Source organism: Burkholderia sp. AU30280 (genome assembly GCF_020420125.1).
Taxonomy (GTDB): domain Bacteria; phylum Pseudomonadota; class Gammaproteobacteria; order Burkholderiales; family Burkholderiaceae; genus Burkholderia.
Genome location: NZ_JAIZRY010000001.1, coordinates 750,839 through 774,485, shown reverse-complemented (window position 1 = coordinate 774,485; position 23,647 = coordinate 750,839). Strand labels below are relative to the sequence as shown.

23 protein-coding genes and 1 pseudogene are annotated in these 23,647 nt (G+C 66.2%); 15 read left to right on the top strand and 9 right to left on the bottom strand.

The window, feature by feature from the left end; genetic code table 11:
- Positions 1 to 56 precede the first annotated feature (56 nt).
- Complete coding sequence (locus LGN17_RS03440; protein ID WP_226195152.1) at positions 57 to 2,090, top strand: NADPH-dependent 2,4-dienoyl-CoA reductase; 2,034 nt, start codon at positions 57 to 59, stop codon at positions 2,088 to 2,090.
- Between the two features lie 202 nt (positions 2,091 to 2,292).
- On the opposite strand, the gene LGN17_RS03435 is transcribed toward LGN17_RS03440, so the two are convergent.
- Positions 2,293 to 2,697, bottom strand: a complete 405-nt coding sequence (locus LGN17_RS03435) for a DUF2471 family protein (RefSeq protein ID WP_175957612.1) — start codon at positions 2,695 to 2,697, stop codon at positions 2,293 to 2,295.
- Positions 2,698 to 2,911: 214 nt separating this feature from the next.
- On the bottom strand, positions 2,912 to 3,805 hold the full coding sequence (locus LGN17_RS03430; RefSeq protein WP_226195151.1) for a LysR family transcriptional regulator: 894 nt from the start codon (positions 3,803 to 3,805) through the stop codon (positions 2,912 to 2,914).
- An 86-nt stretch (positions 3,806 to 3,891) separates the two neighbouring features.
- Between LGN17_RS03430 and LGN17_RS03425 the strand changes: the two genes are divergently transcribed.
- Positions 3,892 to 4,677: an NAD(P)H-dependent oxidoreductase gene (locus tag LGN17_RS03425; RefSeq protein ID WP_226195150.1), complete on the top strand. Its 786-nt coding sequence runs from the start codon at positions 3,892 to 3,894 to the stop codon at positions 4,675 to 4,677.
- Between the two features lie 10 nt (positions 4,678 to 4,687).
- On the opposite strand, the pseudogene LGN17_RS03420 reads toward LGN17_RS03425, so the two are convergent.
- Positions 4,688 to 4,840: pseudogene (locus LGN17_RS03420) on the bottom strand (type VI secretion system baseplate subunit TssE); the annotation flags it as partial.
- A 72-nt stretch (positions 4,841 to 4,912) separates the two neighbouring features.
- Between LGN17_RS03420 and LGN17_RS03415 the strand changes: the two are divergent.
- Together LGN17_RS03415 and LGN17_RS03410 are read left to right on the top strand one after the other, a co-directional pair.
- Entirely contained in the window at positions 4,913 to 5,032 is a 120-nt protein-coding gene (locus LGN17_RS03415; protein ID WP_264165834.1) for a hypothetical protein, read from the top strand.
- A 188-nt stretch (positions 5,033 to 5,220) separates the two neighbouring features.
- On the top strand, positions 5,221 to 6,408 hold the full coding sequence (locus tag LGN17_RS03410; protein ID WP_226195149.1) for a hypothetical protein: 1,188 nt from the start codon (positions 5,221 to 5,223) through the stop codon (positions 6,406 to 6,408).
- A gap of 101 nt (positions 6,409 to 6,509) precedes the next feature.
- Here the strand turns inward: LGN17_RS03410 and catC are convergent, their stop codons facing one another.
- Genes catC through LGN17_RS03395 form a run of 3 tightly spaced genes read right to left on the bottom strand, consistent with a single transcriptional unit; the run spans position 6,510 to position 8,911 of the window.
- The gene (gene catC / locus LGN17_RS03405) at positions 6,510 to 6,800 is read right to left on the bottom strand and encodes a muconolactone Delta-isomerase (protein WP_226195148.1); all 291 of its coding nucleotides are present in this window, start codon (positions 6,798 to 6,800) and stop codon (positions 6,510 to 6,512) included.
- A 43-nt stretch (positions 6,801 to 6,843) separates the two neighbouring features.
- A complete protein-coding gene (gene catA, locus LGN17_RS03400; protein ID WP_226195147.1) occupies positions 6,844 to 7,746 on the bottom strand; it encodes a catechol 1,2-dioxygenase in 903 nt (300 codons plus the stop codon).
- A gap of 31 nt (positions 7,747 to 7,777) precedes the next feature.
- Positions 7,778 to 8,911, bottom strand: a complete 1,134-nt coding sequence (locus LGN17_RS03395; protein WP_226195146.1) for a muconate/chloromuconate family cycloisomerase — start codon at positions 8,909 to 8,911, stop codon at positions 7,778 to 7,780.
- Positions 8,912 to 9,002: 91 nt separating this feature from the next.
- On the opposite strand from LGN17_RS03395, the gene LGN17_RS03390 reads away from it, so the two are divergent.
- Positions 9,003 to 9,893 (top strand): LysR family transcriptional regulator, encoded by an 891-nt coding sequence (locus LGN17_RS03390; RefSeq protein ID WP_226195145.1) that lies wholly within the window; start codon positions 9,003 to 9,005, stop codon positions 9,891 to 9,893.
- 222 nt (positions 9,894 to 10,115) lie between these two features.
- Here the strand turns inward: LGN17_RS03390 and andR are convergent, their stop codons facing one another.
- On the bottom strand, positions 10,116 to 11,075 hold the full coding sequence (gene andR / locus LGN17_RS03385) for an anthranilate 1,2-dioxygenase regulatory protein AndR (RefSeq protein WP_226195144.1): 960 nt from the start codon (positions 11,073 to 11,075) through the stop codon (positions 10,116 to 10,118).
- Here andR and LGN17_RS03380 point away from each other — a divergent pair.
- The 6 genes from LGN17_RS03380 to LGN17_RS03355 all read left to right on the top strand — a co-directional run bounded on the left by LGN17_RS03380 (position 11,074) and on the right by LGN17_RS03355 (position 16,060).
- Positions 11,074 to 11,217, top strand: a complete 144-nt coding sequence (locus LGN17_RS03380) for a hypothetical protein (RefSeq protein WP_175957586.1) — start codon at positions 11,074 to 11,076, stop codon at positions 11,215 to 11,217. The genes andR and LGN17_RS03380 overlap by 2 nt on opposite strands.
- Before the next feature lie 69 nt (positions 11,218 to 11,286).
- The gene (andAc, locus tag LGN17_RS03375; RefSeq protein WP_175965858.1) at positions 11,287 to 12,558 is read left to right on the top strand and encodes an anthranilate 1,2-dioxygenase large subunit AndAc; all 1,272 of its coding nucleotides are present in this window, start codon (positions 11,287 to 11,289) and stop codon (positions 12,556 to 12,558) included.
- 14 nt (positions 12,559 to 12,572) lie between these two features.
- Positions 12,573 to 13,049, top strand: a complete 477-nt coding sequence (gene andAd / locus LGN17_RS03370; RefSeq protein ID WP_175957583.1) for an anthranilate 1,2-dioxygenase small subunit AndAd — start codon at positions 12,573 to 12,575, stop codon at positions 13,047 to 13,049.
- A 17-nt stretch (positions 13,050 to 13,066) separates the two neighbouring features.
- Positions 13,067 to 13,393: an anthranilate 1,2-dioxygenase ferredoxin subunit AndAb gene (andAb, locus tag LGN17_RS03365; RefSeq protein WP_175965859.1), complete on the top strand. Its 327-nt coding sequence runs from the start codon at positions 13,067 to 13,069 to the stop codon at positions 13,391 to 13,393.
- A complete protein-coding gene (andAa, locus tag LGN17_RS03360; protein WP_226195143.1) occupies positions 13,383 to 14,603 on the top strand; it encodes an anthranilate 1,2-dioxygenase system ferredoxin--NAD(+) reductase in 1,221 nt (406 codons plus the stop codon). Before andAb ends, andAa begins: the two co-directional genes overlap by 11 nt.
- A gap of 170 nt (positions 14,604 to 14,773) precedes the next feature.
- Positions 14,774 to 16,060, top strand: coding sequence for a DUF445 domain-containing protein (locus LGN17_RS03355; RefSeq protein ID WP_226195142.1), 1,287 nt, complete (start codon positions 14,774 to 14,776; stop codon positions 16,058 to 16,060).
- A 48-nt stretch (positions 16,061 to 16,108) separates the two neighbouring features.
- On the opposite strand, the gene LGN17_RS03350 is transcribed toward LGN17_RS03355, so the two are convergent.
- Together LGN17_RS03350 and LGN17_RS03345 are read right to left on the bottom strand one after the other, a co-directional pair.
- Entirely contained in the window at positions 16,109 to 16,408 is a 300-nt protein-coding gene (locus tag LGN17_RS03350; protein ID WP_175965862.1) for an addiction module antidote protein, read from the bottom strand.
- 3 nt (positions 16,409 to 16,411) lie between these two features.
- Entirely contained in the window at positions 16,412 to 16,729 is a 318-nt protein-coding gene (locus LGN17_RS03345; RefSeq protein ID WP_413226999.1) for a type II toxin-antitoxin system RelE/ParE family toxin, read from the bottom strand.
- A gap of 350 nt (positions 16,730 to 17,079) precedes the next feature.
- Between LGN17_RS03345 and LGN17_RS03340 the strand changes: the two genes are divergently transcribed.
- The 4 genes from LGN17_RS03340 (at position 17,080) to LGN17_RS03325 (ending at position 23,622) form a co-directional block, all read left to right on the top strand.
- Entirely contained in the window at positions 17,080 to 18,720 is a 1,641-nt protein-coding gene (locus LGN17_RS03340) for an acetolactate synthase large subunit (RefSeq protein WP_226195140.1), read from the top strand.
- Positions 18,721 to 18,749: 29 nt separating this feature from the next.
- A complete protein-coding gene (locus LGN17_RS03335) occupies positions 18,750 to 20,183 on the top strand; it encodes an aldehyde dehydrogenase family protein (protein ID WP_226195139.1) in 1,434 nt (477 codons plus the stop codon).
- Positions 20,184 to 20,424: 241 nt separating this feature from the next.
- Positions 20,425 to 22,008, top strand: coding sequence for a Na+/H+ antiporter (locus tag LGN17_RS03330; protein WP_226195138.1), 1,584 nt, complete (start codon positions 20,425 to 20,427; stop codon positions 22,006 to 22,008).
- 480 nt (positions 22,009 to 22,488) lie between these two features.
- Positions 22,489 to 23,622, top strand: coding sequence for a hybrid sensor histidine kinase/response regulator (locus LGN17_RS03325; RefSeq protein WP_319000800.1), 1,134 nt, complete (start codon positions 22,489 to 22,491; stop codon positions 23,620 to 23,622).
- Positions 23,623 to 23,647: the final 25 nt, after the last annotated feature.

Here is a 23,647-nt window from a genome sequence, read left to right as displayed (position 1 = left end):
ACGTTCAAGGCGGCGCGCGCCTACGATGTCATGCATCGCTTATCGGCACGATCATCATGACCACGACCTTTCCCCACCTGCTCGCCCCGCTCGATCTCGGCTTCACGACGCTGAAGAACCGCGTCCTGATGGGCTCGATGCACACGGGCCTCGAGGACAGCCGCAAGACGCTGCCGCGGCTCGCCGAGTATTTCGCCGAACGCGCCCGCGGCGGCGTGGGCCTGATCGTGACGGGCGGCTTCGCGCCGAACGTGGCCGGCTGGACCAAGCCGTTCGGCGGCACGCTGATGACGTCGGCCGCCGCGCGGCGGCATCGCGAGATCACGGATGCCGTGCACGCGGAGGACGGCAAGATCGCGCTGCAGATCCTGCATACGGGCCGCTACGGCTATCACCCGTTCGCGGTCGCGCCGTCGCGGATCAAGTCGCCGATCTCGCCGTTCGCGCCGCACGAACTGAGCGCGCGCGGCGTCGAGCGGCAGATCCGCGCGTTCGTGCGCTGCGCGACGCTCGCGCGTGAAGCCGGGTATGACGGCGTCGAGATCATGGGCTCCGAAGGCTACCTGATCAACCAGTTCATCTCGATGCATACCAACAAACGCACCGACCAGTGGGGCGGTGCGTACGAGAACCGCATCCGCCTGCCGATCGAGATCATCGAGCGCACGCGCGAAGCGGTCGGCCGCGATTTCATCCTGATCTACCGGCTGTCGATGCTCGACCTGATTCCCGACGGCAGCGACTGGAGTGAAACCGTGCAACTTGCGAAGGCCGTCGAGCGCGCGGGCGCGACCATCATCAACACGGGGATCGGCTGGCACGAAGCCCGCGTGCCGACGATCGCGACCTCGGTGCCGCGCGGCGCGTTCGCCTGGGTGACGAAGAAGATGAAGGGCGAGGTCGGCATTCCGCTCGTGACCACCAACCGGATCAACCGTCCCGAAGTGGCCGAGCAGATCCTCGCGGACGGCTGCGCGGACATGGTGTCGATGGCCCGCCCGCTGCTCGCGGATGCGGAGTTCGTGGTCAAGGCCGCGCAGGGCCGTGCGGACGAGATCAACACCTGCATCGGATGCAACCAGGCGTGCCTCGATCACGCGTTCAAGAACAAGATCGCGTCGTGCCTGCTGAATCCGCGCGCGTGCCACGAGACGGAGCTGAAATACACGCCCGCCGTGCAGCCGAAGCGCATCGCGGTGGTCGGCGCGGGGCCGGCCGGGCTCGCATGCTCGACCGTGCTCGCGCAGCGCGGCCATCAGGTCGACCTGTTCGACGGCGCGGCCGAGATCGGCGGCCAGTTCAACATGGCGAAGCGGATTCCGGGCAAGGAAGAGTTCCACGAAGCGCTGAGCTACTTCGGCCGCCAGGTCGAGCTGACCGGCGTGAACCTGCACCTGAACCGCCGCGTCGACGCGAGCGACCTGATCGCGGGCGGCTACGACGAGATCGTGCTCGCGACCGGCGTGGCGCCGCGCGACCCGAAGATTCCGGGGCAGGACGAGCCGAACGTGCTCAGCTACATCGACGTGCTCGCGGGCCGGCAGCCGGTCGGCCGGCGGGTCGCGGTGGTTGGCGCGGGCGGGATCGGCTTCGATGTCGCCGAGTATCTGGTGCAGGAGGGTGAATCGCCGGCGCTCGATCTGGAAGAGTGGAAGGCCGAGTGGGGCGTGACGGACCCGGCCACGACGCGTGGCGGCGTGACGCGTGCGCAGGTTACGGCGCCCGCGCGTGAAGTGACGCTGCTGCAGCGCAAGGCCGCGCCGCTCGGCAAGGGGCTCGGCAAGACGACCGGCTGGATTCACCGTGCGACGCTGAAGATGAAGCAGGTGAAGATGATCGGCGGCGTGAACTACGAGCTGATCGATGCGCGCGGGCTGCACGTGTCGTACGGCGAGAAACGCACCGATCACGAACTGATCGAAGCCGACACGATCGTGCTCTGCACGGGGCAGGAGCCGCAGCGCGCGCTGCTCGCGCCGCTGCAGGCGGCCGGGCGCTCGGTGCACCTGATCGGCGGCGCGGAACTGGCCGCCGAACTCGACGCGAAGCGCGCGATCGACCAGGGCTCACGGCTCGCGGCACGGTTGTAACGGCGGGCTGCAACCGCCGCCCGGATGTACGCCGGACGTACGTCGAGTGGCGGCGATCCGCCGGCGACGCGGCTCATGGCTCACCGTCCGATGTACCGTTCGCCGGCGCAGGACTGAAACGGGCAGCAGCGCCGGCCGCGTCGCCACGCAACGTGGCGGCGCTACCTCGACAGACCGTGACCGCGCACGGCCATCACACGGCTCAGGCCGCTTCGGCGCGCTCTTCCTCTTCCGCTTCCAGCATCGCCTTGACGATCAGGTAGATGGCCGGCAGGTCGTCATCGTCGCGGCGCCAGTCGACCGGCTCGTCGACGTCCGCGGCGACCAGGCGGCTGTCGCGCAGCCGGATGAACGCGTCGACGACGGCCGGATCGTTGCGGCTCAGGAAACCGGCATTCGAGAATGCCAGCTCTTCGACGTTCAGCAGCGCCTGCCAGCTCATCGTGCGGACGGCCGCAGGATGGGTGCGGCGCCGCAGGCCGAGCGCCCGCTGCGCGGGGCCGCCCGCGACACGCTGCAGATCGACGACCGCGCGTTGCGCGGCGCGCTCGAATTGGACGGGGTTGAAGCCGGGTTGCTCGGGATCGAATGCGGATGCCTGGAACATGGTCGCCTCACAAAAATCCGTCCGTCGATGGATGACGGAATTCGGGTCAAATGGTGCAAAAGCACTGTAAATATATACAGTGTTCGAGGCGGTTTCAAGTCCCGGATGAAGAATCTTGTCGTCGCGGACGCGAGCGGATGCCGGAAGCCGTTGGAAGCCGGTACGCGAGCGCCGGTCGCGCATTGTCGCGCCGATTCCGCTGGCCGCGTTCCGCTTATACCGATTCCGCGATGGTCTCCCGCAGCCACCGATGCGCCGGATCGCGATGCACGCGTTCATGCCACAGCATCGACATTTCATAACCGGGCACCTCGACCGGCGCTTCCACCACCCGCAATGCGGGCACGTCGCGCACCAGCCGCTCGGGCAGCATCGCGACGAGATCGGAGCTGGCGACCGCCGACATCACGAACAGGAAATGCGGCACGGACAGCACGACGCGCCGCGTGGCGCCCACCTTCGCGAGCGCTTCATCCGTCACGCCGAAGAAGCCGCCGCCGTCGGGCGACACGATCACGTGCTCGAGCGTGCCGAACTGCGCGAGCGTGGGGCGCCGCTTCAGCTTCGGATGCCCGGCGCGGCCGATGAGCACGTAACGCTCGACGAACAGCGGCAAGCGCCGCATGCCGGGCGGCGAACCCTCGGTCGTATGGAAGGCCAGATCGATGCCATTTCGTTCGGCATCCTGCTCGATGTGCGGCGGCACGAGTTCGACGACTGCGAGTCGCGTACCGGGCGCGGCCGAGCGCAGCGTGCTCAGCGCGGGCAGCACGATCGTCGATTCGCCGTAGTCGGTCGCGGCCACACGCCACGTGTTCGTCGCGGTTGCGGGATCGAACGGCGTGGCCGGAACGACCGCACGCTCGACGGCTTCGAGCGCGTCGCGCAACGGCTCGCGCAGCGCTTCCGCGCGTGCGGTCGGCCGCATTCCGCGCGGCCCCGGCAGCAGCAGCGGATCGCCGAACAGGTCGCGCAGCTTCTGCAGCTGCACGCTCACCGACGGCTGCGACATGTTCAGTTTCTCGGCTGCGCGCGTGACGTTGTGCTCGGCGAGCAGCACGTCCAGCGTGACGAGCAGGTTGAGATCGAGCCGCCTGAGATTATTCATGTCTATACCTGGAATATCAGAAATTCATTTCAAATATACCTTCGGTCGGAGCATCCTGCGGTCATTCAATCCACGGAGTGACGAACATGAATGTGCTGATCGTGTATGCCCATCCCGAGCCGCGCTCGCTGAACGGCGCGTTGCGCGACTTTGCCGTCGAGCATCTCGTAGTGGCCGGCCACACGGTACAGGTGACCGACCTGTATGCGATGAACTGGAAGGCGGCGTTCGATGCGAACGACGTGACCGATCGTGCGCCCGATGCGCGGTTCGATCCGTCGCTCGACTCGAAGCGCGCGTTCGCGGCGGGCACGCAAAGCGAAGACATCGCACGCGAGCAGGAGAAGCTGAAGTGGGCCGACGCGGTGATCCTGCAGTTTCCGCTGTGGTGGTTCTCGATGCCGGCGATCATGAAGGGCTGGTTCGAGCGCGTGTATGCGTACGGTTTTGCGTACGGTGTCGGCGAGCATTCCGATACGCACTGGGGCGATCGCTATGGTGAAGGCGCGTTTGCCGGCAAGCGCGCGATGGTGATCGTCACGACGGGCGGGTGGGAATCGCATTACAGCCCTCGCGGCATCAACGGGCCGATCGACGACGTGCTGTTCCCGATCCAGCACGGCGTGCTGTATTACCCGGGCTTCGATGTGCTGCCGCCGTTCGTGATCTACCGGACGGGCAAGATGAACGATGCGCGCTTCGCCGAAACGCGCGCGGCGCTGGGCAAGCGTCTGGATGAACTGTGGACGACGCAGCCGATTCCGTTTCGGCGGCAGAACGCGGGCGATTACGAGATTCCGGCGTTGACGCTCAAGCCGGAGATCGTGCCGGAGAAAGTGGGGTTTGCCGCGCATCTTGCGCACGAGCAGTGACGGCGCGAGATCATGATGGGTCGATGCGTCGTTCGACGCGCAGGCGGCCCGGCGGCTCGAAGTAGGTGCCGAACCGCACGAGCCCGGCGTTCTTCAGGTGGCATGTCATCTCGAAGCTGACCAGGATGCCGGGATCGCGATTGTCGACGATCCCGACGTCGATCTGACTGCACGCGCCGCATAGAACCCGGACGACGCGGGACGGGCTACATCGGTTGCCGATTGCGTATACCCGTTGAAGGATCGCAAGTTGTTCGATGCGGTACGGTATGACGATCTGTTGACGAATGATCGAACGGGGCTCGCTCAGGATCTGCAGGCAGACCGGATTGCCGGGGAGCGCACTAGTCAATAGCCCGCTGGGAATAGTCGTGACGGGTACAACGAATGAGGAAGCTGACGGCATGGACGCGCGCAAGCAGATCACGAGCATATCGACACGTTTGGCCAAATACAGTAGTTTCCGGAGATCGACGCGATTACTCTGCACAATAGGCTGGCACTGGCCGCGCAGCGAATCGGTCTCGACGGAGAACAACAACCATGTCTTTCGAACAAACGGGCCAAACGGAATCGACCGAAGGTGACCACCGCGCCAACCTGCTGATCGCACTCGAAGCCGGCGGCTATCTGACGGAGGAGCAGGCGGCGCGCGTCACCCGGCGTCTGACGGACGCACCGGCCGAGCTTCCCGACACCGATTCCGCGCGAGTAATGCTCGATTGGCTGATCGCCGAGGGCTACACGACGGCGGACGCCGAGGCGAAAGCAACGCATGAACTGCTGGACGGCGCCTTCGCGAGCGTCGACGCGAAAGTCGTCCTGATGAAGATGCTGGAGGAGATCGATCCGCCCCGGTTCGAACAGTGTCTGAATGAAACGGTCGCATCGATCCAGCGCGAGCAAAAGAAGAAGCAGATGCTGATCGGCTTCGGGGGCCTCGCTGCTGCGCTGGCGGTGGGCGCCTACCTGTTGTGGCCTGCGTCGGCGCCCGCATGCAGCGCGTCGAGCACCACCAAGGCGCTGAATTCGCTGATGTTCGATGCGCGTATGGACATGATGCGCAAGAACCCGATGCAGATGCTCGACCAGGGAAGCAAGTCGTTTCCACGCGTCAGCAATCCCCGTGAAGTCGGCTACGACGAGGCCAATCGCGCGCGCGGCTGCCTGGCGGACGTGAGCATCGCCGACGAGCATGCAACGCTCGGCTATGTGGTCCGGCACGACGACAAGGATAAGAGCGCCTTTGTCGTGCAGATGTTCCCTCCCGAATACGTGACGGTTCGCTACAGTGCGCAGGGCCTCAATCCGAAGCTCGGCGCACCACTCGGCCGCGACGTCATCAGTACGGCTTTCATGGCGGGTGTCGCGCAACTCGACAAGAATGTGTCGGAGCGTTCGCCGAGCTACGGCAAGCCGTTGCCGGGCGATGACGAGCCGACGACGCTGACGAGCAGCGTGCTCGGCGTCATGCCTGCCGCCGACTGCAAGCAGATCGACGGCGACCATGTGTCGTGTCCGTTGCTGATCGATTATCGCGACCGGCTGCTCGGTGCGATCGGCGCGCCGTCGATGCTGCAGTTGAAGGGCGATTTCACGTTCGTCAGGGATGGTAGCGGCTGGAAAACCGCCGGCGATTTCGACAAGACGCTGATGCAGGCAATCGTCGCGCGACGTGTCGCGAAGGTGTACGGCGACGAAGTCGCCGACAAGATGGATGCGCAGAAGTAAGGCGCGCGGCAACCTGATCTACCGCCACGGATGACGAAACGAAACGGGCGGTTTGCGAGGCAATCGCAGGCCGCCCGTGTTTTCAGTGCTCGACCGCCTGCTTACCGATCGTCTTCCCGCACCGAAGACGGATGCCGGCACAGCGCCCGCACTTCCATCTCCATATACGGAAACAGCGGCAACTGGCTGAGCACGTCATGCAGCTGCTGCACGCTCTCGACATCGAAAATACTGACGTTCGCATAGCGCCCCGCGATCCGCCACAGATGCCGCCAGGTCCCTTCGTTCATCAGCCGCTGGCACATCGCCTTTTCTTCCGCCTTCAGCGTGGCCGCCTTGACCGGATCCATGTCCGTCGGCAGACGGACCGTCATTTCCACATGAAACAGCATGCTGCACTCCTTGTGTTGTCGATTCGTCGAACGGGAAGGCCGCTCAGGCCTGCGCGCGGGCCCGCTCGACTTCGCTCGCCGGCACGTCCTGCTTTTCCTTGAGCAGCGAGAAATCGAAGTCGATCAGCGCGAACGGCCCGTCGACGCCATACGGCTTGCCTTCCGCGCCTTCGGCCTGCTTCACCGGCGGGATCAACCCGTCGCGCGTCGCGAAGGCGAAGTCGTCCCACAGATGCGGATCGCCATCGATGTTGATCTGCGTCGTCAGCTTACGATAACCGTCCGCCGAAACGAAGAAGTGAATGTGCGCCGGACGATGGCCGTGACGGCCGAGCTGGTCGAGCAGCTGCTCGGTCTTGCTGCCCGGCGGCACGCTGTAGCCGACCGGCAGCACGCTGCGGAAGCTGTAGCGGCCTTCGGCATCGGTGCGGATCGAGCGGCGCAGGTTGAACGCGGGCTGCGATTGATCGAAGTACGAGTAGTTGCCGAGATGGTTCGCGTGCCACACCTCGACCAGTGCGTTCGCGATCGGCGCGCCATCCTGGCCGAGCACCTGGCCGCGCATGATCAGCGTCTGGCCCGGATCGGTGCCGTCGTCGAGACGCGCATGGCCGACCGATTCCGGCGCACCGGCGACATACAGTGGTCCTTCGATCGTGCGCGGCGTGCCGCCCTGGATGCCGGCCTTTTCCTCGGCTTCGTCCATGCGCACGTCGAGGAAGCGCTCGAGGCCGAGGCCCGCGGCGATCAGCCCGAATTCGCGGCCGGCTTCGTTCAGGTAGTTCAGCGCCGTCCAGAATTCGCTCGGCTGCACGTCGAAGTCCTCGATCGTGTAGCAGATGTCCTTCACGATCCGGTTGACGATCGCGCGTACGCGCGGGTTGCCCGGCTTTTCGGCGGCGTCGTCGAAGGTCTTCAGCAGTGCATCGATGGCTTGCTTGTTCATCTGTGTCTCCGGTTTCGGTTGTCGTGTGGGGTCAGCGGGCGTCGCGTCGCATCCGCTCGATGCGGGCCCAGTCGAAGGTGATGCCGAGGCCGGGCGTCGCCGGCAGGTGCAGCTTGAAATCCTCGTAGCGCAGCGGCTCGACGAGGATTTCCTCGGTGAGCAGCAACGGGCCGAACAGCTCGGTGCCCCATTTCAGCGAGTCGAACGTGCTGAACAGTTGCGCGGACGCCATCGTGCCGGCCGCGCCCTCGAGCATCGTGCCGCCGTACAGTTCGATGCCGGCCGCCGCCGCGATCGACGCGACGCTCGCCGCACCCTGCAGGCCGCCCGATTGCGCGATCTTCACCGCGAACACGTCGGCCGCGCGATCCTGCGCGAGCGCGAATGCATCGACGGGGCCGTGCAGCGCCTCGTCGGCCATGATCGGCACCTGCGCCAGTTGCGTGAGGCGTTTCAGCCCCGCGCGGTTGGTCGCGGCGATCGGCTGCTCGACGAGGCTCACGCCGGCTTCCGCAAGCCGTGTGCCGGCCCAGATCGCGTCGGTTTCGCTCCATGCCTGGTTCACGTCGACGCGCACGTCGCCGCGCGCGCCGAGCGCGCGCTTGATCGCGATCACGTGCGCGACGTCGTCGGCCACCGCGTTCGAGCCGATCTTCAGCTTGAACGCACGGTGGCGACGCGCGTCGAGCATCGCTTCGGCTTCCGCGATGTCGCGCTGCGTGTCGCCGCTCGCGAGCGTCCATGCGACATCGACCGCATCGGTCCGGCGGCCGCCGAACAGCTCGGACAGCGGCACGCCGAGGCGGCGCGCCTGCGCGTCGAACAACGCGGTCTCGATCGCGCACTTCGCGAAGCGGTTGCCCTGGAACAGCTTGCGGGCGCGCGCCAGCGCAGCGCCCGGGCGGGTCGCGTCCATGCCTTGCAGCAGCGGCGCGAAGTAGGTGTCGATGTTGACCTTGATGCTTTCGGGGCTCTCCTCGCCGTACGCGAGGCCGCCGATGGTCGTCGCCTCGCCGACGCCTTCGATACCGTCCGTGCATCGAACACGCACCAGCACGAGGGTCTGGCAATTCATCGTGGCGACCGACAATTTGTGGGGCCTGATCGTCGGCACGTCGACGAGCAGCGTCTCGATGCGTTCGATGGTGGCGGCAGTTGCTATCATGCGATTCCTCCTGTTGGTGCACATGGTAGGAATTCCCGCCCCGCGTCGTCCAACACTCTTTCCGACTACTTCCATACCTTTGAGGCATGAAATGGAATTGCGTCAGCTCCGCTACTTCATCGCCGTCGCCGAGGAAATGAACATCACGCGGGCGGCCGAGCGGCTGCACATGACGCAGCCGCCGCTGAGCCGCCAGCTCCAGGCGATCGAGGACGAGATCGGATTGCCGCTGTTCGAGCGCGGCGCACGGCCGCTGAAACTGACGGATGCGGGGCGCGTGTTCTATGCGCAGGCGAAGCGCCTCGTCGACCAGGCCGACGAGCTCGGCCCGCTGACGCGGCGGCTCGCGCAATTGTCGGAGCGGATCGTGATCGGCTTCGTGCCGTCGACGTTGTACGGCGCGCTGCCGGACGTGATCCGCGCGTTTCGCGAGGCGCAGCCGGATGTCGAGCTGTCGCTGATCGAAATGTTCACGCTGGAGCAGCTCGGCGCGCTGAAGGGCGGGCGGATCGACGTGGGCTTCGGCCGGCTGCGGTTCGACGATGACCAACTGGTGCGCGAGGCGTTGATCGAGGAAAAGCTGATCGCGGCGCTGCCGGTCGGGCATCCGCTTGCCGATCCGGCCCGGCCGCTCGCGCTCGCGGATATCGCGAACGAGACGCTGATCGTCTATCCGAGCACGCCGCGGCCGAGCTTCGCGGACCAGCAGCTATCCGCATTGCGCGATGGCGGGCTGGTGCCGGCGGCCGTCCATGAGGTGCGCGAATTGCAGACGGCGCTCGGGCTCGTCGCCGCGAAAGTCGGCGTGTCGCTGGTGCCGGAGAGCGTGGAGGGCGTGCGCGTGAGGGGCGTCGTCTACCGGCGCCTGCCGGAGCCGGCCGCGACGTCGCCGATCATCATGAGCCGCCGGCTGCACGGCGAAAGCGCCGCGACGGCCGCGTTCTGCGCGATTGCGCGGGAGATGATCGTACCGACGGCGTAAGGGCACGCCGATTGGCCATTGCTGCAACTAACGGTCGCGTTAGGGGGCCGGTCAAATGCACAAAAGGGCGGCACGAGGCGATGTTGTTCGGCACTGGCGGAACGGCGCGCCCTCTTGTGTCGGCCGGGCAGGTCTGCAAGCCGGAAGCCGGCAAACAGTCGGTCGTGCCCCCGGCCCTTTATCCAGCTGGCCTGCGATTCACCGAGTCGGGCCAGCGCCTGCCTACTGCTTCCCGCCAAGCGTCTCCGACGGCGATTCCCCGAATTTCTCCCGATAAGCGATCGCGAACCGCCCGAGGTGCGTAAACCCGCAATCGAGCGCGATATCGGCAATGCGCCGGTCTGACGCCGCGCCGCGCAACAGCTCGCGCGCATGGTCGAGCCGCGTCGCGCGCAGGTATTGCATCGGGCTCGTCCCGCGGAACTGCAGGAACGCGTCGCGCAGCGTCCGCTCCGGCACGTTGGCGGCGCGGACGATATCGGCGAGCTGCAGCGGCTGCGCGTAGTGCGCGTTCACGAACTCCTGCGCACGCCGCACGAAGCCGGGCGCCGGGTCGCGGTGCGACGCGTGCAGCACGGACGGCGGGTGGCCTTCGATCAGCAGGTCGATCAGCAGGTGCTCAAGTTGCGACGCGACACGCGGGTTCGCGTTTGCGCGTTCGAGCAGTTCGGGCGAACGCGCGACGAGCATCAGTTGCTGGCGCCATGCGGCGAGCGCGGCGTCGCTGATATGCAGCACGGGGTCGAGCGTCGCGCGCGGGTCGCCGGTCAGCGAGCCGACGGTCGCCGCATCGATGCGCAGCACGAATTGCTCGCAATCGGCGGACAGCACCGCGTCGAAGCGCTCGCCGGGCGCGCACAGCACGCCGGTCTGGCCGTCGACGCCGAGCTGCCGCCCCATCGCGCGCACCTCGGCCTGGCCGGACAGGCAGAACATCAGCAGGTAATAGCCGTCGACCGCGTCGACCTGCACGCGCATCGCGTCGCCGAACGCGATCGTGCCGATCCCGAGCCCGCCGAGCTTGACGAAATCCATGTGCGACGCCCCGTGCACGCGGCCGTTCGGCAGCAGCGCGTGCGGCTGCATCACGCGCGAGATCCGCTCGCGCGTCTCGTCGAGATCGCGGGATTCGAACAGCCGGTGCGCGCGCAGCGCGAGCGGCTCGAACGATGTTGGGGACATGGGCATCAGCCTGATTGTGGACGGCGCGCTTCGATCCGACGAATGGGTCTCGATCAAATGCCGCATCGTGCGTGCCGCCATGCTAGCTCAGAAATCCGCCGAAAGTGGATATTGCACCGCCGCAATCGCACTTTCCGGATAGACGGCGAATATTAGCCTTTCAAAAATGGACCCCATCTTATTAATGCAACGGATCAACAAGGAGTCCGACATGGAGCAGACAGAATCGCCCGTCGTGTTCGCCGCGCGCGGCGACGCGTCCGACGTGAGCTTTCCGCACGACGACGGCTCGCGCGTGCCGTACAAGGTGTTCAGCTCGCAGGCCGTCTACGAACGCGAGCAGGAACGCATCTTCCGCGGGCCGACGTGGAATTTCGTCGCGCTGGAAGCGGAAATCCCGAACGCCGGCGATTTCAAGAGCACGTTCGTCGGCGACACGCCGGTGGTCGTCACGCGCGCCGAGGACGGCACGCTCGCCGCGTGGGTGAACCGTTGCGCACACCGCGGCGCGCAGGTGTGCCGCAAGTCGCGCGGCAACGCGAGCTCGCACACGTGCGTGTATCACCAGTGGAGCTTCGACAACACGGGCAACCTGCTCGGCGTGCCGTTCCGACGCGGCCAGAAGGGGATGACCGGGATGCCGGCGGATTTCGATCCGAAGCAGCACGGGCTGCGCAAGTTGCGCGTCGACAGCTATCGCGGGCTGGTGTTCGCCACCTTCAGCGACGACGTGATGCCGCTGCCCGACTACCTCGGCGAGCAGATGCGCCCGTGGATCGACCGGATCTTCCACAAGCCGATCGAGTATCTCGGCTGCACGCGTCAGTATTCGAAGTCGAACTGGAAGCTGTACATGGAGAACGTGAAGGACCCGTATCACGCGAGCATGCTGCACCTGTTCCATACGACCTTCAATATCTTCCGCGTCGGGATGAAGGCGCGCTCGATTCCGGACGCGAACCACGGGCTGCACAGCATCATCACGGTGACGAAGACGAACGACGACACGTCGGCCGCGTACAAGCAGCAGAACATCCGTTCGTTCGACGAGGGTTTTCACCTCGAAGACGAATCGATCCTGGATCTCGTGTCGGAATACGACGAGGACTGCACGAACCATATCCAGCCGATCTTCCCGCAGCTCGTGATCCAGCAGATCCACAACACGCTGGTTGCACGACAGATCCTGCCGAAGGGCCCCGACAACTTCGAGCTGATCTTTCACTTCTTCGGCTATGCGGACGACACGCCCGAGCTGCGCGCGCTGCGCATCAAGCAGGCGAACCTCGTCGGGCCGGCCGGCTATATCTCGATGGAAGACACCGAAGCGACCGAGCTCGTGCAGCGCGGGACGGTGCGCGACGCCGACGCGACGTCGGTAATCGAGATGTCGCGCGGCAATCCGGACCAGCAGGACACGGTGATCACCGAAAGCCTGATCCGCAAGTTCTGGGTCGGCTACCAGAAGCTGATGGGCTATTGAAGCGGGAGCGAGAAATGACGGAAGACATGAAGACGTGGTTCGAGATTTACATGCTCCAGAACCGCTATATCGGGCACCTCGACAACGACCGGCTCGAAGCATGGCCGACGATGTTTACCGAGGACTGCACGTACGAAATCGTGCCGAAGGAAAACGCCGATCTTGGGCTGCCGGTCGGGATCGTCCACTGCACGAACCAGCGGATGCTGCGCGACCGCGTGGTGTCGCTGCGGCACGCGAACATCTACGAAGAGCACACGTACCGGCACATGACGTCGGGCCTGACGATCGTCGCCGAACGCGACGGCGAGATCGACACCGAGAGCAACTACGTCGTCGTGCAGACGCGCAGCAACGGCGAGTCGAACGTGTACCAGGCCGGCAAGTACTACGACACGGTCGTGCGCACGCCGGACGGTCTGCGCTACAAGACCAAGCGCGTGATCTACGACACGTCGCGCGTGCAGACGCTGCTCGCCACCCCGATCTGACGAAGCAAGGAACCGACATGACCGAAGCAACGCTCGCCGAGTGGCATCCGCTCGGCGCTTACGACGAATTCACCGAAGACGAGCCGGCGGCGCGTGTCGCCGGCCAGAAGCCGATCGCCGTGTTCCGGATCGGCGACGAGCTGTTCGCGATGCACGACCTCTGCACGCACGGCCACGCGCGGCTGTCCGAAGGCTATGTGGAGGACGGTTGCGTCGAATGCCCGCTGCACCAGGGGCTGATCGACATCCGTACCGGTGCGCCGAAATGCGCGCCGATCACGGAGCCGGTGAAGACCTATCCGATCCGGATCGTCGACGGGCAGGTGGAAGTCAATGTCGGCTGATCCGTTCGTGATCGTCGGCGCGGGCCACGCGGCCCGGCGCACGGCCGAAGCGCTGCGCGAGCGCGACGCCGCCGCGCGCATCGTGATGATCGGCGCGGAGCGCGAGCTGCCGTACGACCGGCCCGCGCTGTCGAAGGATGCGCTGATGAGCGACGGCGGCGAGCAGCGCGCGTTCGTGCGCGACGCGGCGTGGTACGACGCGCAGCGCGTCGAGCTGCGGCTCGGCACGCGCGTCGATGCGATCGAGCGTGACGCGCGGCGCGTGCGGCTCGACGACGGCACGACGCTGCCGTACGCGCGGCTCGTGCTCGCGACGGGCTCGCGGGTGCGCAGGTTCGGCGGTGCGATCGACGAAGGCGTCGAGCCGCATTACGTTCGCACGGTTGCCGATGCGCGTGCGTTGCGCGCACAACTCGCGCCGGGCCGCCATGTCGCGGTGCTCGGCGGCGGTTTCATCGGCCTCGAGGTCGCGGCGGCGGCGCGCCAGCTCGGCTGCGACGTAACGGTGATCGATCCGGCGCCCCGGTTGCTGCAGCGTGCGTTGCCGGAAGTCGTCGGTGCGTATGCGCATCAGTTGCACGACGCGCGCGGCGTGGTGTTTCAGATGGCGACGCTGCCGCGTGCGATTCGTCGTGCGCCGGCCGGCGGTGCGATCGTCGAGACCGATCGCGGCGACGTGCAGGCCGATATCGTCGTGGTCGGCATCGGTGTCGTGCCCAACGTCGAACTTGCGCAGGCGGCCGGGCTCGACGTCGACAACGGGATACGCGTCGACGCGGGCTGTCGGACGACCGATCCCGCGATCTTCGCGGCGGGCGAGGTGACGATGCACTTCAATCCGCTGCTCGGGCGTCACGTGCGGATCGAATCGTGGCAGGTCGCCGAGAACCAGCCGGCCGTCGCTGCCGCGAACCTGCTCGGCGCCGACGAAACCTATGCCGAGCTGCCGTGGTTATGGTCCGATCAGTACGACTGCAACCTGCAGATGCTCGGGCTGTTCGGCAGCGAACGCACGACCGTCGTGCGCGGTGATCCTGCGAGCGGGCCGTTCACGGTGTTCGGGCTGGGCGACGATGGCAAGATCGTCGCGGTGGCCGCGGCGAACCTGGGGCGCGACATCGGCGCGTCGCGCCGGCTGATCGCGGCGGGGGCGGTGCCCGATCCTGTGAAGCTCGCCGATCCGGCGGTGAACCTGAAGACGTTCCTGTAGCAGCCGCGCGGTCGTCCGGCCCGGCATGCGGTGACGATGCCGGCCGGCGCCGTGCGCGATCCGCCGGTTCGATCCGGTGGAGTGCCGCCCGCCCGACGGGCGTCGCAATGTTTGTCGGCAGCACCGCAACCGGTGCATATTAGCGGCATCGTTCGCCCGACCGGTTGCCCATGACGCCAGACAAAGCCCTCGAACTGAAACACAGCAAGCGCCGCGCGCTGTGGCTGCTGCTGGCCGCGGTCGCGGTGTTCGTCGCGACGATCCTGCTGCCGCGCGGCCCGTGGGTCGACGGCTTCAAGGCCGTGGCCGAAGCCGCGATGGTGGGCGCGCTGGCCGACTGGTTCGCGGTCGTCGCGCTGTTCCGCCGCGTGCCGATCCCGTTCGTGTCGCGCCATACCGAGATCATCCCGAAGAACAAGGACAAGATCGCCGACAACCTCGCGGTGTTCGTGCGCGAGAAGTTTCTCGGCCCCGATGCGCTCGCCGCGCAGATTCGCCAGCACGACCCCGCGCAGAAACTCGGTGCGTGGCTCGGCGAGCCGGCGAACACCGACGCGCTCGGCGGCTATGTGACGAAGCTGATGAGTTTCGCGCTCGACATGACCGACGACGCACGGATCCAGTCGTTCGTCCATGACGCGTTTCGCGCGGTGATCGACCGGGTCGACCTGTCGCAATCGGCCGGCGCGATCCTCGACACGCTGACGAAGGACGGCCGCCACCAGGCGCTGCTCGACGATGCGATCGAACAGGTGGTCGACGTGCTCGACAAGGAGGAGAACCGCGAGGTGATCGCGGGCTTCATCGTCGAATGGCTGAAGACACAGTACCCGAAGGTCGAGAAGATCATGCCGACGCAGTGGTTCGGCGAGAACGGCGCGCGGATGCTCGCGAGCGCGGTGAGCCGCGTGCTGGAAGGCGTGGCGGCGGATCCCGAGCACGAGCTGCGGCAGCGCTTCGACCGGACGGTCGTGCGCTTGACCGAGCGGTTGAAGCACGATCCCGCGTTCATCGAGAAGGGCGACGAGATCAAGCGCTATATCCGCGACGGTGCCGCGTTCAACGAATATGCGCGCGATCTGTGGGACCAGTTGCGCGCATGGCTGAAGGCCGATCTCGCGCGCCCCGATTCGGCGCTGCACCGGCAGGCCGCGATGCTCGGCGGTTGGCTCGGTGCGCGGCTGGCGGAAAGCCCGGCATTGCGCGCGTCGTTGAACGAGCACGTCGAGAAGGCCGTGCACGAGATGGCGCCGGATTTCGCGGATTTCCTGATGCGTCACATCCGCGACACGGTGCGCAACTGGGATGCGCGCGAGATGTCGCGGCAGATCGAGCTGAACATCGGCAAGGATCTGCAGTACATCCGCATCAACGGCACGCTGGTCGGCGGACTGATCGGGCTCGGGTTGTACCTGGTGTCGCTGGTGCCGCGCTGGGCGGCCGGTTGGCTGCATTGATGCGGCCGCGGCCATCGCGCAGACGGCGCGATGGCGCGCGCCCACGCGTCACGCGTGCGCTTTCGAGCCGTGCAGTTGCAGGCCGAGCGCCTTGATGACCTTCAGGATTGTGCCGAAGCTCGGGTTGCCGTCGTGCGACAGCGCCTTGTACAGCCCTTCGCGCGACAGGCCCGCATCGCGCGCGACCTGCGACATGCCGCGGGCGCGTGCGATCACGCCGAGCGCGTGCGCGATGAAGGCCGGATCGTCGCCGGCTTCCTGCAGGCAGGCTTCGAAGTAGTCGGCCATGTCGTCTTCGGTTTTCAGATGGTCGGCCGAATCCCACGGCCGGGTGTGGATCTTGTCCATCGATTACTCCATGTCGAGATGCGCAAGCATCGCGTGCGCGGCGCGGATGTCGGCCTGTTGCGTCGATTTATCGCCGCCGCAGAGCAGGATGACCCAGATCGTTCCGCGCCGGACGTAGTAGACGCGGTAGCCGGGACCGTGGTCGATACGCATTTCGACGACCGGCGAGCCGACGGATTTCCAGTCGCCCGGATTGCCCATCGACAGGCGGTCGATGCGTGCCTGGATGCGGCGCTTCGCGACGCGATCCGGCAGGCCGGCAAACCATGCGTCGAAGACGTCGGTGGTCCGGATGCTGAACGTAGGCGCACTGTAGGGCATAGATTGCAGTATGTCAACCATGGTTCACAGGTGTATCGGGCTATTCCGTAGTCGCTACATTAGGGCTGCCCGCTTCGTTTGCGCGCCAAATGGCCGTTCGGCCGAAGTCGAAGTTTTCCGAATCCGTCTACAATCAATCACGTCTTTGCCGCCCGTGCGCGCTCGCCGCGCACGGGCGGGTCCGTTTGTCCTCCGGTATCCGGGGGCGCCGCCGCGCATCGCGCATTGCGTGGCGGGAAGTGCCGTGGTTTGTGTCCAGTAGGTAAAGCGTCCGCGTGCCGTAGGCCGGCGCGCGTTCTGAACGCCGCGCGTCCGTAGGCCGGGCAGGCGGCATCAACCGAGAGTCCCCCATGAAAGCATCGGATCTGTTCGTGAAGGCGCTGGAAGCCGAAGGCGTCGAGTACGTGTTCGGCATTCCCGGCGAGGAAAACCTCGATCTGCTCGAATCGCTGCGGCGATCGAAGATCAAGCTCGTGCTGACCCGGCACGAGCAGGCGGCCGGCTTCATGGCCGCCACCTACGGCCGCCTGACGGGCCGCACCGGCGTGTGCCTCGCGACGCTCGGGCCCGGCGCGACGAACTTCGTGACGGCCGCCGCGTATGCGCAGCTCGGCGGCATGCCGATGCTGATGATCACCGGGCAGAAGCCGATCAAGTCCAGCAAGCAGGGCCACTTCCAGATCGTCGACGTCGTCGACATGATGCAGCCGCTCACGAAGTTCACGCGGCAGATCGTGTCGATCGGCAACATCCCGTCGGCCGTGCGCGAGGCGTTTCGCCGTGCGGAGGAAGAGCGCCCGGGCGCCGCGCACCTCGAACTGCCGGAGGACATCGCCCACGAGGAGGGCGACGGCAAGCCGATCCCGCGCAGCTTCAGCCGGCGGCCGGTGGCCGAGGAGAAGGCGGTCGCGCATGCGGTCGACGCGATCCAGGCCGCGCGCCATCCGCTGCTGATGATCGGCGCGGGCGGCAACCGCAAGACCACCTGCAAGATGCTGCTCGAATTCGTCGACAAGACGGGAATCCCGTTCTTCACGACGCAGATGGGCAAGGGCGTGATCGACGAGACGCACCCGCTGTGGCTCGGCAACGCGACGCTGTCCGACGGCGATTTCGTGCACCGCGCGATCGAGCATGCAGACTGCATCATCAACGTCGGCCACGACGTGATCGAGAAGCCGCCGTTCTTCATGCGTACCGACGACAAGACCGTGATCCACGTAAACTTCCTCGGTGCGCAGGTCGACCCCGTCTACTTCCCGCAGATCGAGGTGGTCGGCGACATCGCGAATGCGGTGTGGCAGATGAAAGAGGCGCTCGCGCCGCAGCCGCACTGGGATTTCGAGCGCTTCGCGATGATCAAGACGCATTTCGACGCCCATCTGGAGAAGGGCCAGCACGATGCGCGCTTCCCGATGTACCCGGTGCGAATCGTCAACGATCTGTACAACGCAATGCCGGTCGACGGCATCGTCTGTCTCGACAACGGGATGTACAAGATCTGGTTCGCGCGTTACTGGCGCGCGCACGAGCCGAATTCGCTGCTGCTCGACAACGCGCTCGCGTCGATGGGCGCGGGGCTGCCGTCGGCGATCGCGACGAAGATCGTGCATCCGCAGCGCAAGGTGATCGCCGTGTGCGGTGACGGCGGCTTCATGATGAATTCGCAGGAGCTCGAAACGGCCGTGCGGCTGAAGCTCGACCTCGTCGTGATGATCCTGCGCGACGACGCGTTCGGCATGATCCGCTGGAAGCAGGAGAACATGAACTTCCCCGATTTCGCGATGACGCTGCAGAACCCCGATTTCGTCGCGTATGCGCAAAGCTATGGCGCGCACGGGCATCGCGTCGAATCGGCCGACGATCTCGAGCCGCTGCTGCGCGAGTGTTTCTCGTCGCCGGGCGTGCACGTGATCGACGTGCCGATCGACTACTCGGATAACGAACGCGTGCTGAACCGCGAGATCAAGCGCCTGTCGGCGCAACTCTGAATGTCCCGTTCACAGGAAGGAGCCGTTCCATGTTGAAGGAAACCTATCCGTACTACCTCGCCAACGAAGCCGTCTACGCGAACACCGATCTGGAAGTGACGGACAAGTTCAGCGGCGAGGTCGCGACGCGCGTCGCGCTGGCCGACGCGAAGGCGATCGATGCGGCGATCGGCGCGGCGGTTGCCGCCGCGAAGCCGATGCGCGAGCTGCCGGCCTACAAGCGGCAGGCGGTGCTCGACCATTGCGTTGCGCGCTTTCGCGAGCGCTTCGACGAGCTGGCCGAGGCGCTGTGCATCGAGGCCGGCAAGCCGATCAACGATTCGAAGGGCGAAGTCACGCGGCTGATCGACACGTTCCGCGTGGCGTCCGAGGAATCGGTGCGCATCGACGGCGAAATCATCAACCTCGAGATCTCCGCGCGTGCGCAGGGCTATACGGGCTACACGAAGCGCGTGCCGGTCGGCCCGTGCTCGTTCATCTCGCCGTTCAACTTCCCGCTGAACCTCGCCGCGCACAAGGTCGCGCCCGCGCTTGCGGCCGGCTGCCCGTTCGTGCTGAAGCCCGCGAGCCGCACGCCGATCGGCGCGCTGATCATCGGCGAGGTGCTCGCGGAAACCGACTTGCCGAAGGGCGCGTTCTCGGTGCTGCCCGCGCATCGCGACGGCGCCGATCTCTTCACGACCGACGAGCGTTTCAAGCTGCTGTCGTTTACGGGTTCGCCGGCTGTCGGCTGGGCGCTGAAGGAGAAGGCCGGCAAGAAGAAAGTCGTGCTGGAGCTCGGCGGCAACGCGGCCGCGATCGTCGATGCGGACCAGCGCGACCGGCTCGACTACGTGGTCGAGCGTCTCGCGTTCGGCGCGTACTACCAGTCGGGCCAGAGCTGCATCGGCGTGCAGCGGATCCTCGTGCATGCCGACCTGTACGACGCGTTGCGCGAAAAGCTGATCGCGAAGACCCGTTCGCTGAAGATGGGCGATCCGAAGGATCCGTCGACGTTTGTCGGCCCGATGATCTCCGAATCCGAATCGCGCCGGCTGTCGGGCTGGATGGATGCGGCCGTCGCGGCGGGCGCGAAGATCGTCGCGGGCGGCAAGGTCGATGGCGCGATGTTCGAGGCGACGCTGCTGGAAAACGTCGGGCACGAGCAGGACCTGTACCGGAAGGAGGCCTTCGGCCCCGTCGCGATCCTCGAGAAATTCGACCGCTTCGACGATGCGCTCGCGCGCGTGAACGACAGCGACTTCGGGCTGCAGGCCGGCGTGTTTACCGATTCGCTCACACATGCGCAGCGTGCGTGGGACGAACTGGAGGTCGGCGGCGTCGTGATCAACGACGTGCCGTCGTTCCGCGTCGACAACATGCCGTACGGCGGCGTGAAGGATTCGGGCCTCGGCCGCGAAGGGATCCGCTACGCGATCGAGGACATGACCGAGCCGCGGCTGATGGTGGTGCGGCGCCGGTAACGCGCGGGCAGGCAGCGCGGCGCCGCGACGGCACGCAGGCGGGCGATCGGGCCGGCCCGCGTGCCGTTTTTCATGGCGTCGTGCACGTCGGGCCGGCGCCGGCTCGCACGGTGCCCGCGGCCCGCGGCGGGCTGCCCGAACGCGCTCGACTGCGGGCCTCGCCTCGTGATGTAATCGCGCGAAACTGCGGACCGGGGTACGACGCCGGAAAGCGCGAATTCATTCTTCACGAGGTCGATTCATGTCTCCCGTCTCGGCATTCAAGCTGGTTTTGTTGTCATTCCTCGCGATCGTCGCGCTTGAATGCATCGCCAAGCGGCTGCGGCTGCCGCCCGCGGCCGCGCTGCTGATCGGCGGCATCGGCATCGCGTTCATCCCCGGCCTGCCGCCGATCGATCTCGACCCCGAACTGGTGCTGCTGGTGTTCCTGCCGCCACTGCTGATGGACGGCGCGTACTTCTCGGTGTGGGAGGAGTTCAAGCGCAACGTCGGCGGCATCCTGCTGCTCGCGATCGGCGCGGTCGTGTTCACGACGTTCGCGGTCGGTTTCGCCGTGCACTGGGTGGCGCCGTCGCTACCGTGGGCCGCGTGCTTCGCGCTCGGCGCGATCGTGTCGCCGCCCGACGCCGTCGCAGCGAAGGCAGTGCTCGAGCGCGTCGCGCTGCCGCGCCGGTTGATGGTGCTGCTCGAGGGCGAGAGCCTGTTGAACGACGCGGCCGGCCTCGTGCTGTTCCGCTTCGCGGTCGCGGCCGCGCTGACCGGCGCGTTCAGCCTCGAGCACGCGGTCGTGCGCTTCGCGGAGCTGGGGCTCGGTGGCGTGGCGATCGGCTTTGCGGTCGGCAAGCTCGTCGTGTGGTTCCTGAAGCTGCTCGACGACGACTATCTCGTGATCACCGTTGCGGTGATCGCCGGCTGGATCGCGTACATCGCGGGGGAAATGGTCGACGTGTCCGGCGTGATCGCCACCGTCACGGCCGGCATGATCATCGGCTGGCATCAGCACGAGGTGTTCTCGGCGGCCGTGCGCACGCGCGGCACCGCGTTCTGGCAGGTCATCGTGTTCCTGCTCGAAGCGATGGTGTTCGTGCTGATCGGGCTGTCGCTGCGCGGCGCGATGCACCGGCTCGGCGGCTTCGAACAGGTGCTCGGCACGATGGTGCCGCCGATGCTCGCGGTGCTGGCGGCGGTGATCGTGTCCCGCTTCGTGTGGATCTACGCGGTCGAGGCGCTGAAGTGGCCGGTGCGCGGGATCGCGCGGCGCGGTGAAGCGCCCGACTGGAAGGCCGCGACGATCATGAGCTGGGCCGGGATGCGCGGCGTCGTCACGCTGGCGATCGCGTTGTCGCTGCCCGAGGCGATGCCCGGCCGCGACGTGATCCTGGTCGCGTCGTTCGCGGTGATCCTCGTCACCGTGCTGCTGCAGGGCACGACGATCGGGCCGCTGATCCGGCTGTTGCGCCTGCCGCAGCGCGAAGAACGCGCGGCCCACCACCTGACCGAGCCGCAGACGTGGGCGTACGTCGAGGCGGCGCAGCTCGCGGCGATCCAGCCGCTCGTGCGCGACGAGAACGGGGTCGTGATCCATCCGCGCCTGCTCGAGCAGTACACATACCGCGCGGAATTGACCGAGCGGGCGAAGAACGAGCCCGCGTATCCGGCGGACGTGCGTGCCGCACACTACGACGTCGTGCTGGCCGCGATCAAGGCCGGGCGTGCGGAACTGTTGCGCCTGCACCGTTCGGGCCACATCCACGACGAGATGCTGCACGCACTCGAACGCGACCTCGACCTGCAGGAAGTGTCCGCGCAGCACGCGCGCGGGTAGGGCCGCACGCCTGCGTCATCCCGCCATCGAGCGGCCGGCGCCGGCCGGCTCGAAGCGCGTCCGGGCCGATCGCTGCCCGGCGCGCTTTTTTTTCGCGCGCCCGTCGATTGGGGGGATTTTCATCCGGCCCTCAAATGTGACGGGCAAGCAGCCTTGCGGCGCATGCAAACCTTATCGCACCGGTCTCGCAAACGTTATCGTCTTTCGAATCCGGAAATGATCTGATTTAACTCTTTCCGTCTCTTTCTGCATATTTGGCAAAACTAAACCGGAAGGAGATAGATGCTGTGTTCTAATTTCATTTAGAATCAGCCGGTTATGTTTATTGAGAGAAAGGATGCGGAGGTAATGCGGCCGCTAACGGGGAGAAATCGGCGTCCGGAGCCCTGCAAGGCAGTGCCGACAGGCCAAGTCGGCAAAATCAGGCGGTTTTTTCAACCGCCAAAATAAGATAGCGTCCAAGTCTGATAAGCAACTCCTATGAAAGAATCGATTGGAGAATCGGCGTTTGAAACTGTATTCATGAAAGAATCGAGCGGTGATAATGCCTCGGATTGTCTTGAATCGGGGTTATCGGTCCTTCTCGTCGACGATCAACCGTTCGTCGGCGAGGTGATCCGCCGCGCGCTGCGCAGCGAACATGACATCGACCTGCACGTGTGCACCGACGCGCACCGGGCGATGGCGGTCGCGCGCGACGTGAAGCCGACTGTCATCCTGCAGGATCTCGTGATGCCGGAGATCGACGGCCTCGATCTGGTCCGCGCGTGGCGCGCGGACGCCGCCACCGCTCGCGTGCCGATCATCGTGCTGTCCGCGAAGGAGGAGCCGATCGTCAAGCGCGAGGCATTCATCGCCGGCGCGAACGACTACCTGGTGAAGCTCCCCGATGCGATGGAACTGGCCGCCCGCATCCGCTATCACTCGAATTCTTACCTGATGTCCCGGCAGCGCGACGAGGCGCTCGATTTCCTGTCGCACGACATGCGTTCGCCGCAGACGTCGATCCTCGCGCTGCTCGACGTCTACCGGAACGAGCACGGCGAGATGCCCGCGATCATGGAGCGCATTGCCGGCCATGCGCGGCGTGCGCTCGCGCTTGCCGACGGTTTCATCCACCTGACCCGCGCGCAGTCCGAGCGCCGCGCGCATGAGGTGGTGAGTCTCAACGAGATCGTGCTCGATGCCGTCGACCAGCTGTGGGAGAAGGCGGCCGGGCTTGGCAGCCGGGTCGCCGCGCACGTGCCCGATACCGAATGCGTGACGATGGGCGACCGCATGATGCTGACGCGCGCGGTCGCGAACCTGATCGACAACGGGCTGAAGTACGGCCCGGCCGGCACGGACGTGCACTGCACGCTGAGCAGCGAGGACGGTGCATGGCTGATCGGTGTCGAGGATACCGGCGCCGGGATCGCGCCGGAGCAGCGCACGGCCGCGACCGAGTCGTTCGTGCAACTCGAATCCGCGCATGGCGCGGCGCGCGGCGGCTTCGGCCTCGGGCTCGCGTTCGTCCGCGCGACGGCGGCGCGGCATCGCGGCCAGATCCTGATGCGCAATACGGCGCGCGGCTTCATGGTCGCGCTTCGGCTGCCGGCGCAAGCGGAGCGGTGATTTCGCGGCGCGGCCTGCCGGCGCC

Bases quoted from the DNA above. Each gene is read 5' to 3' on its own strand.
- LGN17_RS03440 (WP_226195152.1), top strand. From the start codon at position 57: ATGACCACGACCTTTCCCCACCTGCTCGCCCCGCTCGATCTCGGCTTC.
- LGN17_RS03435 (WP_175957612.1), bottom strand. From the start codon at position 2,697: ATGTTCCAGGCATCCGCATTCGATCCCGAGCAACCCGGCTTCAACCCC.
- LGN17_RS03430 (WP_226195151.1), bottom strand. From the start codon at position 3,805: ATGAATAATCTCAGGCGGCTCGATCTCAACCTGCTCGTCACGCTGGAC.
- LGN17_RS03425 (WP_226195150.1), top strand. From the start codon at position 3,892: ATGAATGTGCTGATCGTGTATGCCCATCCCGAGCCGCGCTCGCTGAAC.
- LGN17_RS03410 (WP_226195149.1), top strand. From the start codon at position 5,221: ATGTCTTTCGAACAAACGGGCCAAACGGAATCGACCGAAGGTGACCAC.
- catC (WP_226195148.1), bottom strand. From the start codon at position 6,800: ATGCTGTTTCATGTGGAAATGACGGTCCGTCTGCCGACGGACATGGAT.
- catA (WP_226195147.1), bottom strand. From the start codon at position 7,746: ATGAACAAGCAAGCCATCGATGCACTGCTGAAGACCTTCGACGACGCC.
- LGN17_RS03395 (WP_226195146.1), bottom strand. From the start codon at position 8,911: ATGATAGCAACTGCCGCCACCATCGAACGCATCGAGACGCTGCTCGTC.
- LGN17_RS03390 (WP_226195145.1), top strand. From the start codon at position 9,003: ATGGAATTGCGTCAGCTCCGCTACTTCATCGCCGTCGCCGAGGAAATG.
- LGN17_RS03380 (WP_175957586.1), top strand. From the start codon at position 11,074: ATGGGCATCAGCCTGATTGTGGACGGCGCGCTTCGATCCGACGAATGG.
- andR (WP_226195144.1), bottom strand. From the start codon at position 11,075: ATGTCCCCAACATCGTTCGAGCCGCTCGCGCTGCGCGCGCACCGGCTG.
- andAc (WP_175965858.1), top strand. From the start codon at position 11,287: ATGGAGCAGACAGAATCGCCCGTCGTGTTCGCCGCGCGCGGCGACGCG.
- andAd (WP_175957583.1), top strand. From the start codon at position 12,573: ATGACGGAAGACATGAAGACGTGGTTCGAGATTTACATGCTCCAGAAC.
- andAb (WP_175965859.1), top strand. From the start codon at position 13,067: ATGACCGAAGCAACGCTCGCCGAGTGGCATCCGCTCGGCGCTTACGAC.
- andAa (WP_226195143.1), top strand. From the start codon at position 13,383: ATGTCGGCTGATCCGTTCGTGATCGTCGGCGCGGGCCACGCGGCCCGG.
- LGN17_RS03355 (WP_226195142.1), top strand. From the start codon at position 14,774: ATGACGCCAGACAAAGCCCTCGAACTGAAACACAGCAAGCGCCGCGCG.
- LGN17_RS03350 (WP_175965862.1), bottom strand. From the start codon at position 16,408: ATGGACAAGATCCACACCCGGCCGTGGGATTCGGCCGACCATCTGAAA.
- LGN17_RS03345 (WP_413226999.1), bottom strand. From the start codon at position 16,729: ATGCCCTACAGTGCGCCTACGTTCAGCATCCGGACCACCGACGTCTTC.
- LGN17_RS03340 (WP_226195140.1), top strand. From the start codon at position 17,080: ATGAAAGCATCGGATCTGTTCGTGAAGGCGCTGGAAGCCGAAGGCGTC.
- LGN17_RS03335 (WP_226195139.1), top strand. From the start codon at position 18,750: ATGTTGAAGGAAACCTATCCGTACTACCTCGCCAACGAAGCCGTCTAC.
- LGN17_RS03330 (WP_226195138.1), top strand. From the start codon at position 20,425: ATGTCTCCCGTCTCGGCATTCAAGCTGGTTTTGTTGTCATTCCTCGCG.
- LGN17_RS03325 (WP_319000800.1), top strand. From the start codon at position 22,489: ATGAAAGAATCGATTGGAGAATCGGCGTTTGAAACTGTATTCATGAAA.